This window comes from Variovorax sp. J22R115, from assembly GCF_030317005.1.
GTDB lineage: Bacteria > Pseudomonadota > Gammaproteobacteria > Burkholderiales > Burkholderiaceae_C > Variovorax.
The window spans coordinates 131170-144491 of the sequence record NZ_JASZYM010000003.1 but is presented as its reverse complement, the minus strand read 5'-3'; the positions used below and the strand labels follow the sequence as shown (position 1 = coordinate 144491).

The 13322-nt window shown below is 65.1% G+C and carries 13 protein-coding genes; 10 read left to right on the top strand and 3 right to left on the bottom strand.

Going from position 1 to position 13322, the window contains the following annotated elements; all coding sequences use genetic code 11:
• The first annotated feature begins 60 nt into the window (after positions 1–60).
• Positions 61–1458 carry a class II fumarate hydratase gene (gene fumC, locus QTI04_RS06060; RefSeq protein WP_286599109.1) on the top strand — a complete coding sequence of 466 codons (1398 nt, stop codon included), beginning with the start codon at positions 61–63 and terminating at the stop codon, positions 1456–1458.
• A gap of 21 nt (positions 1459–1479) precedes the next feature.
• Here fumC and QTI04_RS06055 read toward each other — a convergent pair whose 3' ends face one another.
• Entirely contained in the window at positions 1480–2097 is a 618-nt protein-coding gene (locus QTI04_RS06055) for a YqhA family protein (RefSeq protein WP_286599107.1), read from the bottom strand.
• A 150-nt stretch (positions 2098–2247) separates the two neighbouring features.
• On the opposite strand from QTI04_RS06055, the gene acs reads away from it, so the two are divergent.
• Positions 2248–4242: an acetate--CoA ligase gene (acs, locus tag QTI04_RS06050; protein ID WP_286614534.1), complete on the top strand. Its 1995-nt coding sequence runs from the start codon at positions 2248–2250 to the stop codon at positions 4240–4242.
• 85 nt (positions 4243–4327) lie between these two features.
• On the top strand, positions 4328–4834 hold the full coding sequence (locus QTI04_RS06045; RefSeq protein WP_286599104.1) for a LapA family protein: 507 nt from the start codon (positions 4328–4330) through the stop codon (positions 4832–4834).
• Positions 4835–4845: 11 nt separating this feature from the next.
• On the opposite strand, the gene QTI04_RS06040 is transcribed toward QTI04_RS06045, so the two are convergent.
• Positions 4846–5151, bottom strand: a complete 306-nt coding sequence (locus tag QTI04_RS06040) for a c-type cytochrome (RefSeq protein WP_286599102.1) — start codon at positions 5149–5151, stop codon at positions 4846–4848.
• Between the two features lie 104 nt (positions 5152–5255).
• On the opposite strand from QTI04_RS06040, the gene QTI04_RS06035 reads away from it, so the two are divergent.
• Entirely contained in the window at positions 5256–5492 is a 237-nt protein-coding gene (locus QTI04_RS06035) for a TIGR04438 family Trp-rich protein (RefSeq protein ID WP_286599101.1), read from the top strand.
• Between the two features lie 114 nt (positions 5493–5606).
• Here QTI04_RS06035 and ilvD read toward each other — a convergent pair whose 3' ends face one another.
• Positions 5607–7301 carry a dihydroxy-acid dehydratase gene (gene ilvD, locus QTI04_RS06030; protein ID WP_286599100.1) on the bottom strand — a complete coding sequence of 565 codons (1695 nt, stop codon included), beginning with the start codon at positions 7299–7301 and terminating at the stop codon, positions 5607–5609.
• Between the two features lie 98 nt (positions 7302–7399).
• On the opposite strand from ilvD, the gene QTI04_RS06025 reads away from it, so the two are divergent.
• The 6 genes from QTI04_RS06025 to QTI04_RS06000 all read left to right on the top strand — a co-directional run bounded on the left by QTI04_RS06025 (position 7400) and on the right by QTI04_RS06000 (position 13316).
• Entirely contained in the window at positions 7400–8326 is a 927-nt protein-coding gene (locus tag QTI04_RS06025; RefSeq protein ID WP_286599099.1) for a LysR family transcriptional regulator, read from the top strand.
• 109 nt (positions 8327–8435) lie between these two features.
• The gene (gene lgt, locus QTI04_RS06020; RefSeq protein ID WP_286614533.1) at positions 8436–9263 is read left to right on the top strand and encodes a prolipoprotein diacylglyceryl transferase; all 828 of its coding nucleotides are present in this window, start codon (positions 8436–8438) and stop codon (positions 9261–9263) included.
• A gap of 120 nt (positions 9264–9383) precedes the next feature.
• Positions 9384–10052, top strand: coding sequence for a GntR family transcriptional regulator (locus QTI04_RS06015; RefSeq protein ID WP_286614532.1), 669 nt, complete (start codon positions 9384–9386; stop codon positions 10050–10052).
• Positions 10049–11485 (top strand): malonyl-CoA decarboxylase, encoded by a 1437-nt coding sequence (locus QTI04_RS06010; RefSeq protein WP_286614531.1) that lies wholly within the window; start codon positions 10049–10051, stop codon positions 11483–11485. Before QTI04_RS06015 ends, QTI04_RS06010 begins: the two co-directional genes overlap by 4 nt.
• 71 nt (positions 11486–11556) lie before the next feature.
• On the top strand, positions 11557–12543 hold the full coding sequence (locus QTI04_RS06005) for a tripartite tricarboxylate transporter substrate binding protein (RefSeq protein ID WP_286614530.1): 987 nt from the start codon (positions 11557–11559) through the stop codon (positions 12541–12543).
• Positions 12540–13316, top strand: a complete 777-nt coding sequence (locus QTI04_RS06000; RefSeq protein WP_286614529.1) for an enoyl-CoA hydratase/isomerase family protein — start codon at positions 12540–12542, stop codon at positions 13314–13316. Before QTI04_RS06005 ends, QTI04_RS06000 begins: the two co-directional genes overlap by 4 nt.
• Positions 13317–13322 lie beyond the last annotated feature (6 nt).

Below are 13322 nucleotides of genomic sequence, written 5' to 3'. Positions count from 1 at the left end.
TCCGACAGCGTCCTGGATAGCCTTGTGCTATCTTCATTCGTCAAGTAAGGATCAGGCCTTATGAGCACTACACCCAAGACCCGCGTCGAGCGCGATACCTTCGGCCCCATCGAAGTGCCTGCCGACAAGCTGTGGGGCGCGCAAACGCAGCGCTCGCTGCAGAATTTCGACATCTCCGGCGAGCGACAGCCGCGCGAGATCATCCGGGCGCTGGCGCAGGTCAAGCGTGCGTCGGCGGTGGTGAACCATGCGCTGGGCCTGCAGGATGAAAAAAAGACCCAGGCCATCGTGGCGGCGGCCGATGAGGTCATCGCCGGCAAACATGACGATGAATTTCCCCTGGTTGTCTGGCAGACCGGCTCTGGCACACAGACCAACATGAACGTCAACGAAGTGCTCGCCAACCGCGCCAGCGAACTGCTGGGCGGCGAGCGCGGAGAAGGGCGGCTGGTACACCCGAATGACGACGTCAACCGCAGCCAGTCGTCGAACGACGTGTTTCCCACGGCCATGCACGTCGCGGCGGTCGACGCGATCACGCACAAGCTGCTCCCCGCCATCGTCAAACTGCGCGCCACGCTCGACAAGAAATCGAAGGACTTCGCAGACATCGTGAAGATCGGCCGCACCCATTTGCAGGACGCGACGCCGCTTACGCTGGGCCAGGAGTTCTCCGGTTATGTGGCGCAGCTTGCGCACGGCGAGGCGCACGTGCGCGCGACGCTGCCGCACCTGTGCGAGCTCGCGCTGGGAGGCACGGCGGTCGGCACAGGCCTCAATGCGCCCAAGGGCTATGCCGAGCAGGTAGCTGCCGAACTGGCGAGGCTCACGGGCCTGCCCTTCATCACAGCGCCGAGCAAGTTCGAAGCGATGGCGAGCGTCGACGGCATGGTACATGCGCATGGCGCGCTGAAAACTCTGGCTGCGAGCATGACCAAGATTGCCAACGACGTGCGATGGCTCGCGAGCGGTCCGCGCAGCGGCATCGGCGAACTCAGCATCCCGGAGAACGAGCCTGGCTCGTCCATCATGCCGGGCAAGGTCAATCCGACGCAGAGCGAGGCCGTCACGATGCTCGCGGCCCAGGTGTTCGGGAACGACGTCGCGATCAACATCGGCGGCGCCTCGGGCAACTTCGAGCTCAATGTGTTCCGCCCGATGGTTGCGCACAACTTCCTGCAAAGCGTGCGCCTGCTGGCGGACGGCATGGTGAGCTTCAACGACCATTGCGCGGTGGGCATCGAGCCGAACCGCGAGCGCATCACCGAACTGGTCCAGCGCTCGTTGATGCTGGTGACGGCGCTCAACACCCATATCGGCTACGACAAGGCCGCCTTCATCGCGAAGAAGGCGCACAAGGAAGGCAGCAGCCTGCGCGATGCGGCCATCGCCTCGGGACACCTGACCGCCGAGCAATTCGATCAGTGGGTGATTCCCGAGAATATGACCGGGCGGTGATCGGTCACCGCCCGACCGGACTCAGTGGTCGGCGGAAGGGCCGGGCGACATCAACCGGTCTGTGACCGCGATCGCCATGGCCGACAGCAGGAAGGTGATGTGGATCGCGGTCTGCGCGATCAGCACGCGGTCGGTGTAGTTGTCCGCGTTGATGAAGGTCTTGAGCAGGTGGATCGAGCTGATGCCGATGATGGCCGTCGCGAGCTTCACCTTCAGTACCGATGCGTTCACGTGGCTCAGCCACTCCGGCTGGTCGCGATGGCCTTCGAGGTTCATGCGGCTCACGAAGGTCTCGTAGCCGCCGACGATCACCATGATGAGCAGGTTGGAGATCATCACCACATCGATCAGCGCCAGCACCACCAGCATGATGACGGTCTCATTGAGCGAGGTGACGGGCGCGGTGGTCTTGTAGCCGATGCTGGTGACCAGCGCCTCGAGCGCGTCCTTGCTCCCGAAAGCCGCTTCCACGAGGTGCAGCAGTTCCACCAGGAAATGCACGACGTACACACCCTGCGCGACGATGAGCCCCAGATACAGCGGCAGCTGCAGCCATCGGCTAGCGAAGATCAGGTTGGGCAACGGGCGTAGCGGCGAAGTCTTACCAGTGGGCGGTAGGAGGGGGTCGGTGTTGGACATCGATGCGAATCGGTGGGAAAGGCGCGATTCTAGGGGCCGCATGCCGGCGTCGGTAGCATGGCCCCTATCGTTAACATGCTCCGTCAGTGATCCGTAAGTGCGGACGCCCACATTACCGGCCGTAGTGAACGTAGGTACAGGAGACAACGAATGAGCAGCGCTTCCACGATCGAATCCGTCCTGGTCGAAAACCGCGTGTTTCCACCCGACGCGCGTGCCAGCAAGGGCGCGCGCATCGCGGACATGGCCGCGTACGACGCCCTCTGCAAGGAAGCGTCGGACGATTTCGAAGGCTTCTGGGCCCGTCAGGCGCGCGCCAACGTCGTATGGAGCAAGCCTTTCACGCGCACACTGGACGAATCCAATCCGCCTTTCTACAGGTGGTTCGACGACGGCGAACTCAACGCCTCGGCCAACTGCCTCGACAAGCACATGGGCACGCAGGTCGAGAACAAGACCGCGATCATCTTCGAGGCCGACGATGGTGCCGTCACGAAGGTCACGTACAGGGAACTCCTGGCGCGCGTCTCGCAATTCGCCAATGCGCTGAAGGCCCAGGGCATCCAGAAGGGCGACCGCGTCATCATCTACATGGCGATGACCATCGAGGGCGTCATCGCCATGCAGGCCTGCGCCCGCATCGGCGCGACCCATAGCGTGGTGTTCGGCGGCTTCTCGGCCAAGGCGCTGCAGGAGCGCATCATCGACGCCGGTGCCGTGGCGGTCATCACTGCCAACTTCCAGCTGCGCGGCGGCAAGGAACTGCCGCTCAAGGCCATCGTGGACGACGGCATCGCGCTGGGCGGCTGCGAGTCGATCAAGACCGTGCTGGTCTACCAGCGCACCGCGACTCCCTGCAACATGGTGGCTGGCCGCGACAAGACCTTCGACGAGGCGCTCAAGGGGCAGGGCACCGAGTGCGCCCCGGTCCCGGTCGGCGCGGAGCACCCGCTTTTCATCCTCTACACCTCCGGTTCGACGGGCAAGCCCAAGGGCGTGCAGCATTCGACCGGCGGGTTCCTGCTGTGGGCCAAGCTCACGATGGACTGGACCTTCGACATCCGTCCGGAAGACATTTTCTGGTGCACCGCCGACATCGGCTGGATCACCGGCCACACCTACGTCGCCTACGGCCCGCTGGCGGCCGGCGCCACGCAGGTGGTGTTCGAAGGCATCCCGACCTTCCCGCATGCGGGCCGCTTCTGGCAGATGATCGAAAAGCACAAGGTCTCGATCTTCTATACCGCGCCGACTGCGATCCGTTCGCTCATCAAGGCCGCCGACAGCGACGAAAAGGTACACCCGAAGAACTGGGACCTGTCTTCGCTGCGGATCCTCGGCACGGTGGGCGAGCCGATCAATCCCGAAGCCTGGATGTGGTACTACCGGAGCGTTGGCCACGAGAAGTGCCCGATCGTCGACACCTTCTGGCAGACCGAGACCGGCGGCCACGTCATCACGCCTTTGCCGGGCGCCACGCCACTGGTGCCGGGTTCGTGCACGCTGCCGCTGCCCGGCATCATGGCCGCGATCGTCGACGAGACCGGCAAGGACATTCCCCACGGCGCCGGGGGCATGCTGGTCATCAAGCGGCCGTGGCCGTCGATGATCCGCACGATCTGGAACGATCCCGAGCGCTTCAAGAAGAGCTACTTCCCGGAAGAGATGGGCGGCACGACCTACCTTGCGGGCGATGGCGCCGTGCGCAGCGCCGATCGGGCCTACTTCCGCATCACGGGGCGCATCGACGACGTGCTCAACGTGTCGGGCCACCGCCTTGGCACGATGGAGATCGAATCTGCGCTCGTTGCCAAGACCGATCTGGTGGCCGAGGCTGCGGTCGTCGGCCGGCCGGACGATCTCACCGGCGAAGCGGTCTGCGCCTTCGTCGTGCTCAAGCGCGGTCGTCCGAGTGGTGACGAGGCCAAGCAGATCGCCGCCGAACTCCGCAACTGGGTGGCCAAGGAAATCGGCCCCATCGCCAAGCCCAAGGACATCCGCTTCGGCGAGAACCTGCCGAAGACGCGCAGCGGCAAGATCATGCGGCGCTTGCTGCGCAGCATCGCCAAGGGCGAGGCGATCACGCAGGACACCTCCACGCTGGAGAACCCGGCCATCCTCGAACAGCTCGGCCAGGCGTACTGATTTCGCCGTCCGCGCCCCCGTCCGACAAGGCGGATGGCGGGGATGCGTTACAAACAGCCCATTTGATCGTCCAGAGGAGACAACAATGGGACTGAGAACCGGTGTGCTGCTGGTCGTCGTGCTGCTGATCGTGGCGCTGGCGGCGTTGAACTGGGGTTTGCTTGTCACGCCCACGGCCATGTCGATCGGCTTCATGCAGGTCACCGCTCCATTCGGACTGATCATGCTGGGGCTCACGGCGTTGCTGGGCATCTTCTTCGTGGCCTACATCGTGTACCTGCAAAGTTCGATCCTGATGGAGACGCGCCGTCACACCAAGGAGATGCAGGCCCAGCGCGATCTCGCCGACAAGGCGGAGGCTTCACGTTTTACGGAACTGCGCAATTTCCTGGAGGCGCAGGAGAACGCCCACATGGCGCGCAATGCCGAGCGGCACGCCGCGCTGCTCGCCCGGGTGGAGCAGCTCGAGACGGCATTCAAGATGCGCTCCGAGCAATCGGACAACACGATCGCTGCCCATATCGGCCAGTTGGAAGACCGTTTCGATCGCCGGGCCTCGGCGTCGGCGGCAGGCATGCCGCCAGCGGTCTGAGCGCGCTACGCCTATTTGGTCGACAGCACCCAGGCGGCCAGTTTCTTGGCGTCCGCTTCGCTGACCTGGTTGTTCGCCGGCATCGGTATCTGGCCCCAGACGCCAGAGCCGCCCTTCACGATCTTGGTGGCGAGCATGTCGACGGCGCCCTTGTCGTCCTTGTACTTCGCGGCCACGTCCTTGAACGACGGCCCGAGCACCTTGCGATCGACCGCATGGCAGCTCATGCAGTTCTTCGAAGTGGCGAGGGCCAGGTCGGCGAAAGCGGGCGCGGCACAGCCAAGGCTCAATGCGGCAAGCAGAAGTGCTTTTTTCATGGGGTCTTATCGAGTCGGTGCGTTAAAGTCGATCCAACGCGATTGTAGGTAGCGCGGTGCACACCGCTTTCCACGCGTCTGCGCAAATAACGGAGGAGTTCGCGATGTGGTTTCTGATGCTGGGCCTGCTCGGGGTGGCTCTCAAATTGCTCGAGGTCGGCGCGGTCGCCACATGGAGCTGGTGGATCGTCCTGATTCCGTTCGCTCTGGCGATCGCGTGGTGGGCATGGGCTGACTCGTCCGGCTACACCAAGCGCAAGGTGGTCGAGCGGGAGAACGCGCGCCGGCAGGCACGCATCGATCGCCAGCGGAGCAAGCTCGGGACGCTGCGCAGGAAATAGGCACACCCCCAGGCTGCGCGCACTTCGTGTCGCTTCGCCTACCCCCTTGCAGGGGGCTATACCGGCGGACCGGCTGAGCCGGATCCGCGGTATTCCTGGAAGGCGCGCGCCCGTTCAGAAGTTGTCGAGCACTGCGCCTGAACTCGCGCTGGAGGCGTTGAAGGCGAACTTGGCTTGCACGCCGCGGGTGTAGCGGGGGGCGGGGGCCTTCCAGCCTTCACGGCGCTTGGCGATCTCGGCGTCGGGAACGTTGAGTTCAAGCTTGAGCTGATGGGCGTCGATGGTGATGGAGTCGCCTTCGTTGACGAACGCGATCGTGCCGCCGGCCGCGGCTTCGGGCGCGACGTGGCCGACCACCATGCCCCAAGTGCCACCGGAGAAGCGGCCGTCGGTGATGAGGCCGACGCTCTCGCCAAGACCCGCACCGATCAGCGCGCCGGTGGGTGCCAGCATTTCCGGCATGCCGGGACCACCCTTCGGGCCGAGGTAACGCAGCACCATCACGTCGCCGGCCTTGATCTTGCCGTCGAGGATGGCCTGCAAGGCGGACTGCTCGTCATCGAACACGCGTGCCGGGCCGGTGATAACCGGGTTCTTGAGGCCGGTGATCTTCGCGACCGCGCCTTCGGGCGAGAGATTGCCTTTCAGGATCGCGAGGTGCCCTTCGGCGTACATCGGATTGCTGATCGGGCGGATTACATCCTGATCGGCGCGCGGCTGGTCGGGCACGTCCTTCAGCACCTCGGCGATGGTCTGGCCGGTGATGGTGATGCAGTCGCCATGCAGGAGTCCCGCGTTCAGCAGCACCTTCATGACTTGCGGAATGCCGCCCGCCTTGTGGAGGTCGACGGCGAGGTACTTGCCGCTGGGCTTCAGGTCGCACAGCACGGGCACCTTCTTGCGCATGCGCTCGAAGTCGTCGATGGACCAATCCACGCCGGCCGTGTGCGCGATGGCCAGGAAGTGCAGCACCGCGTTGGTCGATCCGCCGGTCGCCATGATCACGGACACCGCGTTCTCGATGGCCTTCTTCGTCACGATGTCGCGCGGCTTGATGTCCTTCTTGATCGCCTCGATCAACACCTTCGCCGATTCCTTGGCGGAGTTGGCCTTCTCGTCGTGCGGATTGGCCATGGTCGACGAGTAGGGCAGCGAAATGCCGAGCGCCTCGAAGGCGGAACTCATCGTGTTGGCCGTGTACATGCCGCCGCAGGAGCCCGTGCCCGGGATCGCGCGCATCTCGATTTCCCTCAGTTCCTCGTCGCTCATGTTGCCGGCGGCGTTCTGGCCAACCGCCTCGAACACGCTCACGATGTTCAGGTCCTGGCCCTTGTACCTGCCCGGCAGGATGGTGCCGCCGTAGACGTAGATGGCGGGCACGTTGGCGCGCAGCATGCCCATGAGCCCGCCGGGCATGTTCTTGTCGCAGCCGCCGATGACCAGTACGCCGTCCATCCACTGCCCGCCGACACACGTCTCGATGCAGTCGGAAATGACTTCGCGGCTCACGAGCGAGTACTTCATGCCCTCGGTGCCCATCGCCATGCCGTCGGAGATGGTGGGCGTGCCGAACACCTGGGCGTTGCCGCCGGCTTCCTCGATGCCGGCGATGGCCGCGTCCGCCAGCTTCTGCAGGCCCGAATTGCACGGCGTGATCGTGCTGTGGCCGTTCGCCACGCCGACCATCGGCTTCTTGAAGTCGCCTTCCTCGTAGCCCATCGCGTAGAACATCGAGCGGTTGGGAGCGCGGCTCTTGCCTTCGACGATGTTGGCGCTGCGGCGGTTGATCTGGATCGTTTTGGTGTCCATCGTGTGTCTCGTGGGTCGGGAATCGGGGACGCCAAGTATCGGACGATTGATTGATTGGTTCCAATCCGTTTTTTGTGTCTGATTGATATGCTTGGCATATGAAAGAAGCATGGATCGACTTGCGCGCCTGGCGCCAGTTCGTCGCCGTCGCCGAAGAACTGCATTTCGGCCGCGCTGCCCAGCGCCTGCACATGACGCAGCCGCCGGTCACGCAGGCCATCGCGCAGCTCGAGAAGACGCTAGGTGTCGTGCTGTTCGACCGCACGCGACGCCGGGTGGCGCTCACGCCGGCCGGCGAGGCGCTGTTGCCCGACGTCCGCGAACTGCTGGCCCGTGCGCAAGCCCTCCCGGCGCGCGCCAAGGCGGCGGCGGCGGGCGAGGTCGGACGCGTGCGGCTTGCCTTCGTATCCACCATCGGCTTCGAGCGCCTGCCGGCTTGGGTGCGCGAGTTCCGCATCCAGTGTCCGGAGGTCGCGCTGGAACTGGTCGAGGCCACCGGCGACGTGCAACTCGAGGCCTTTTCGCGCGGTGAGATCGATGCGGGCCTGATGCTGCATTCGCCCGGCTTCGCGCCGCCGGGGTTGGAGCGGCTGTCGGTGTCCGAAGAGCCACTGGTCCTGGCGTTGCCGGCAAAGCATCCTCTCGCAAAGGTGAGCAAGGTGTGCCTCGCCGACGCCTTGGTCGAGCCACTCGTGATCTTTCCGCGCCGCATCGTGCCGTCGATGCACGACACGATCTTCGGCCTCTACCACGCAGCAGGGCGAACCCCCGAAGTCGCGCAAGAAGCCATCCAGATGCAGACCATCGTGAACCTGGTCTGGGGCGGCCTCGGCGTGGCCTGGGTGCCCGAAAGCGTCATGCAGTTCAGGCGGTCGGGGGTCGTCTATCGCGCCGCCAGCGAGTTCGAGCCCGCAGCCCGCCGTCGAACCGCTGCACCCTTACCGAACTGCGAAACGAGCCTGGTCTGGCCGTCGCACATCGACAACCCCGCCCTGACGCGCTTCATCAATTTCATCAGGACCTGAGAGTCCAGGAATACCGCGGATCCGGCAACGTCGGTCCGCCGGTATCGCCCCCTGCAAGGGGTGGAGAGCGACACGAAGTGCGCGAGCCCGGGGGTGTTTTAATCTGTTCATGCTCATGTACCCGCAGATCAACCCCGTGGCCCTGCAGCTCGGGCCCGTCGCCATTCATTGGTATGGCCTGACCTATCTGGCCGCCTTCGCACTGTTCTTTTTTCTCGGCACGCGTCGGCTGAAGCACGAGCCATTCCGCTCCATCACCCGACCGGGCGCATGGACCCGCAAGGACCTCGAAGACATCCTTTTCCTGGGCGTGATGGGGGTGATCGTCGGTGGCCGGCTGGGCTACTGCTTGTTTTACAAGCCGGGTTTCTATCTCACGCACCCGCTCGAAATCTTTTTTGTCTGGCAGGGCGGCATGAGCTTCCATGGCGGGCTGCTGGGGGTGATCGCCTCGATGGTGTGGTTCGCACGCTCGCGCTCGCGGCCGTTCTGGCAGGTGATGGACTTCGTAGCGCCCTGCGTGCCCACCGGGCTGGCCGCCGGCCGCGTCGGCAATTTCATCAACGGCGAACTCTGGGGCCGTTTCAGCAGCCCCGATCTGCCGTGGGGCATGGTGTTCCCGCAAAGCGGGTCGATACTGCCGCGCCATCCGTCGCAGGTCTATCAGTTCCTGCTCGAGGGATTGCTGCTCTTCGTCCTGCTATGGCTCTATGCCCGCAAGGAACGCCGGGAGCGCCGCGTGTCGGCCGTCTTCCTGATCGGCTACGGGCTGATGCGCTTCATCGCGGAATACTTCCGTGAGCCCGACGACTTCCTCGGCCTGCTCGCGCTCAACATGAGCATGGGGCAATGGCTCTGCGTGCCGATGATCGTGTTCGGCGTCTGGCTCTATGTCAGTGCGCCTGCCCAGAGAAGTGCGGCGACCGCGCGAGTTTGAGCGCCGGCCCGCGGCAGGGTATCTCCGAACGAAAAATGCGTTGCTCGCGGTCGCGGGCTTCTGATAATTACGCATAATTTCCAGAAATCACAGCCGGCCCAAATCGCCTGATCGCCCGCCATGCGACTCGTCCACAACTCCCTGCACGACGAAGTAGCCGCCACCCTCCGCGAGGAGATCTTCGCCGGGGCGATGGCGCCGGGCAGTTTTGTCGATGAGGCGGCTCTGTGCGAGCGGCTGGAGATTTCGCGCACGCCCCTGCGCGAAGCGTTGAAGGTGCTCACGGCCGAGGGGCTGCTGCGCCATGAACCGCGGCGCGGCTGCTTCGTGGCCGAGGTCACTCAGCGCGACCTGGACGACATCTTTCCGGTGATTGCGCTGCTGGAAGGGCGTTGCGCCTGGGAGGCCGCGCGCAATGCGAGCGATGCCGACCTCGAAGCGCTCGAAACGCTGCACGTCAGGCTCGCGAAGAACGCGAGTGCGAAACGCATCAACGAGTACTACGCCACCAACTTTGCGATCCACGAAGCCATCATCATGCTGGCCGACAACCGCTGGCTCGCGCAGGTGATCGGCGATCTGCGCAAGATCCTCAAGCTCGCGCGACTGCAGCAGCTGCATGCGCCTGGGCGGCTCGAGCAGAGCCTCTCGGAGCATCTCGCCGTGTTCGCGGCGCTGAAGGCGCGCGACAGCGACGGCGCGGAGGCCGCGATGCGCACCCATCTCAACCGTCAGCGCGAAGCCCTGCGGACCGTCGCGCTCCAACAGAAGGCGAAGCTCATTTCATGAATGCCAGCGACTGGATCACGCGCGGCGTTTCGCGCCTGCGCCCGGGAAGCGCCCCGGAAGCAAGGAAGACTGCGTCCACCTCGGGCCCTCGACCGTTGTCCGAACGACTCGAAGCGACGCTGCGTCGCAATGGCGAGGCGCTTGCGCCACGCGCGTTGCGCCGTGCGCTGGTCGAACTTCAGGCAGTCGTCGACCCGCGTGTGAGCGAGGTCGAGGCCGGTCGCCGCGCCCACGCGGTCGTGCAGTGGTACGCCGGCCGCGACCTGGACGAGCGGCGCGACATCTGGCTCCTCATGAGCGAACGCTTCGCGCCCGACGTGCAGAAGCTCAGCGATGCCCGCGACCAGCACGGGGCTGCGGTCGGCACACCCGACGAGGGCCAGGCCGAAGTGCACTTGCGGCGCGCGCTCGTCTCGCCGCGAGCGCGCCTGCTGCAGCGCTTTGCCATCGACCCCGACGGCATGCGCTTTCTGGTCGACCTGCGTGCCGAACTGCTGCCGCACCTCAAGGGTGACCGAAGGCTCTTGCCGCTGGACGCCGAGCTCGAGCACCTGTTCTCGACATGGTTCGACGTGGCCTTTCTCGATCTGCGCCGTATCAGCTGGGACTCGCCAGCCTCGCTGATCGAGAAGCTGATCCAGTACGAGGCCGTGCACGACATCAAGAGCTGGGCCGACGTCAAGAACCGCCTCGACAGCGATCGTCGCTGCTACGGTTTTTTCCACCCGCGCCTGCCGAACACACCGCTGATCTTCGTGGAGGTGGCGCTGGTCGATCGCGTCAGCGAAGGCATCGTCCCACTGCTCGACGAAGCGGCGGCGCTGGTCAAGCCGGACAAGGCCACGACCGCCATCTTCTATTCGATCAGCAACACCCAGACCGGCCTGCGCGGAGTGAGCTTCGGCGACTCGCTGATCAAGCGTGTGGTCGAGACGCTGCAGGAAGAACTGCCGCGCCTGAAGACTTTCTCCACGCTGTCGCCGATCCCGGGGTTTCGCGGATGGCTCGCCAAGCACGCGGCCGGCATGGTGGAGCGGCTCGACGAAAAACGCGCGACCGAGCTGGGCCGCGTGGTCGGCTCCCTGCCGCCCACGGCCGAGCGCTTTCTGGCCGCAGCCGAGGAGACGAGCGCGCTCGACGCCAAGTCGCCCGTGCGTCAGCTGCTGCTGAATTCGGCTGCCGAATACCTCGGCCGTGCGACCGCTGACGGCAAGCCGGTCGATCCGGTCGCGCGCTTCCATCTCGGCAACGGCGCGCGTGTGGAGCGCCTCAACTGGGCCGGCGATCCCTCGCCGAAGGGACTGAAGCAGTCCTACGGCCTGATGGTCAACTATCTCTACGATCTGAAGCGGCTCGACAAGCATCGGGCGCTGCTCGAGCAGGGCAAGGTCGCGGTGTCCGGCGACATCGACGATCTCTTCCTGAAGAGTTGATTTTCGGAGGGCCGATTCCAGCGCGCCGAAGGCCCCGGCGCACGAGAGTTCACAACGACAGGAGACAAGCAATGACCCCCAATTTCCAGCGGCGCGACGTATTGCGCCTTGCCGCAGCCACCGCCGCAGCGCTGTCCGGCGGCGCATGGGCCCAGGCTGCCTGGCCCACCAAGCCGGTGACGATGATCGTTCCATTCCCGGCGGGCGGTGGTACCGACGCCTTCGCACGGCCGCTGTCCGCACAGTTCAGCCGCATCACGGGCCAGACGCTGGTGATCGACAACCGGGGCGGCGCCGGCGGCACCTTGGGTGCCAGCATCGCGGCCAAGGCGCAGCCCGACGGCTACACGCTCTTCATGGGCGCCGTGCACCATGCCATTGCGCCGTCGGTCTATCCCAAGCTCGACTACGACATCGAGAAGGATTTCGTGCCGCTGCTCCTGTTGGCCAATGTGCCGCAGGTGGTGGTGGTCAATCCCAAGCGCGTGACCGCGACGACGCTCAAGGCCTTCGTCGCTGCCGCCAAGCAGAACCCTGGCAAGCTCAACTACGCCTCGGCCGGTGCGGGAACCTCGCACCACCTGGCGGGCGAGTTGTTCAAGCTGCAGACCGGAACCTTCATCACCCACATTCCCTACCGGGGCGCCGGCCCTGCGCTGCAGGACCTGATCGCCGGAAATGTCGACGTGATGTTCGACGGACTCGGTTCCTCGGCTCAGCACATCAAGGCGGGGCGGATCAAGGCGCTGATGGTCGCCGGCAGCAAGCGCAACCCGGCGTTCCCCGACGTGCCTTGCGCCGCTGAAGTGGGTCTGCCGGACTACACCGTGACCACCTGGTATGGCCTCTGGGCGCCCAAGGGCACCCCGGCCGACGTGCAGACGAAGATCATCGACGACATGAAGAAGGCGCTCGCGACGGATGACTTGAAGGCGATCTGGGCCAGCAACGGATCGGAAATCCCCAGCCTGGCCGGACCCGCCTACGGTGCGTTCGTGAACTCGGAGATCAAGCGCTGGGCTGCAGTGGTCAAGGAATCGGGAGCCAAGCTGGAATGACAGCATCGATCAGGCTGCGCAGCGAGGGCCCGATCGCATTCGTGACGATCGCGAATGCGAGCAGGCTCAACGCGATGACGCGCGCCATGTGGCGCGAACTCCGCGCCGTCTTCGAGGGACTGGCGCAGGACGCATCGCTGCGCTGCGTCGTCGTTGGCGGGGAGGGTGACGCCTTCTGTGCCGGCGGCGACATTTCCGAGTACCCGTCTTTCCGTTTCGACGAGACGCGCCTGCGCGAGTTTCACGAGAACGAAGTGTGGGCCGCGCTCGCTGCGATGCTGGCTTGCGAGCTGCCGCTGGTGGCGCGAATCGAAGGCGCCTGCATGGGTGCCGGACTTGAAATTGCGAGCTGCTGCGACATTCGCCTGGCGGGCACTTCGTCCAAGTTCGGCGCGCCGATCGCGAAGCTGGGCTTTCCGATGGCCCCGCGCGAGGCGGCGCTCGTGCACGGCGCGATCGGCGATGCGCTGGCGCGCGACATGCTGCTGGCCGCCAGTGTGCAAGGCGCCGATCGGCTCTACGACGCTGGCTTCCTGTTGCGGGTGATGCCCGATGCGGAAGTGGCCGCCGAAGCGCTGGCCCACGCGCAGCGCATTGCCGAGTTGGCACCCGAGGCCTCAAGACTCAACAAGCGTACTTTTGCCGCGCTTCGCCGATCCGCGGCGCACGAATCGATCGCACCGCTGCTCGCGGCCGCCTATGACTATGCCGACTCCGCGGAGCATCGCGAAGGCATCGCGGCCTTCCTCTCCAAGCGCGCACCCGTTTTCTGAAATCAC

Coding starts and splice junctions, on each gene's coding strand:
- fumC (WP_286599109.1), top strand. CDS start 61: ATGAGCACTACACCCAAGACCCGCGTCGAGCGCGATACCTTCGGCCCC.
- QTI04_RS06055 (WP_286599107.1), bottom strand. CDS start 2,097: ATGTCCAACACCGACCCCCTCCTACCGCCCACTGGTAAGACTTCGCCG.
- acs (WP_286614534.1), top strand. CDS start 2,248: ATGAGCAGCGCTTCCACGATCGAATCCGTCCTGGTCGAAAACCGCGTG.
- QTI04_RS06045 (WP_286599104.1), top strand. CDS start 4,328: ATGGGACTGAGAACCGGTGTGCTGCTGGTCGTCGTGCTGCTGATCGTG.
- QTI04_RS06040 (WP_286599102.1), bottom strand. CDS start 5,151: ATGAAAAAAGCACTTCTGCTTGCCGCATTGAGCCTTGGCTGTGCCGCG.
- QTI04_RS06035 (WP_286599101.1), top strand. CDS start 5,256: ATGTGGTTTCTGATGCTGGGCCTGCTCGGGGTGGCTCTCAAATTGCTC.
- ilvD (WP_286599100.1), bottom strand. CDS start 7,301: ATGGACACCAAAACGATCCAGATCAACCGCCGCAGCGCCAACATCGTC.
- QTI04_RS06025 (WP_286599099.1), top strand. CDS start 7,400: ATGAAAGAAGCATGGATCGACTTGCGCGCCTGGCGCCAGTTCGTCGCC.
- lgt (WP_286614533.1), top strand. CDS start 8,436: ATGCTCATGTACCCGCAGATCAACCCCGTGGCCCTGCAGCTCGGGCCC.
- QTI04_RS06015 (WP_286614532.1), top strand. CDS start 9,384: ATGCGACTCGTCCACAACTCCCTGCACGACGAAGTAGCCGCCACCCTC.
- QTI04_RS06010 (WP_286614531.1), top strand. CDS start 10,049: ATGAATGCCAGCGACTGGATCACGCGCGGCGTTTCGCGCCTGCGCCCG.
- QTI04_RS06005 (WP_286614530.1), top strand. CDS start 11,557: ATGACCCCCAATTTCCAGCGGCGCGACGTATTGCGCCTTGCCGCAGCC.
- QTI04_RS06000 (WP_286614529.1), top strand. CDS start 12,540: ATGACAGCATCGATCAGGCTGCGCAGCGAGGGCCCGATCGCATTCGTG.